This is a genomic window from Paraburkholderia sp. SIMBA_054 (genome assembly GCF_046534875.1).
Classification (GTDB): Bacteria; Pseudomonadota; Gammaproteobacteria; order Burkholderiales; family Burkholderiaceae; genus Paraburkholderia; species Paraburkholderia hospita.
The window spans coordinates 1-269 of record NZ_JAWRXV010000838.1; the positions used below are offsets into that span (position 1 = coordinate 1).

Sequence of the window (269 nt, forward strand, 5' to 3'; positions counted from 1 at the left end):
ATCCGAGCGGTTTTTCACGCTCTCGAATACGGTATACATCCTAACATCTTCAGGAGAGATCAGCATCAGCCTTACTCTCCTGTTTTTTCTTGTTGCTGTTGATGATCGAGGATGAAGGCAATTCTTCCACTCTTATCTTTGAGCTGAGACGGATCGCCGCCAAGATCAATAATAATGGCTTCTTGTTCAGTTTTGTTCATGCCCTTCAATTCAGTTTCAGTGTAGATTTTTGCTTGTTGTGCCGATTCTTCTTCCTCTTTCACTTCTTT

At 42.0% G+C, this 269-nt stretch carries 1 protein-coding gene; it reads right to left on the bottom strand.

What is annotated here, in order from left to right:
* Nucleotides 1-71 precede the first annotated feature (71 nt).
* Nucleotides 72-269 (bottom strand): hypothetical protein (locus SB822_RS57465; RefSeq protein ID WP_410859157.1); only part of this gene is annotated, 198 nt, incomplete at its 5' end.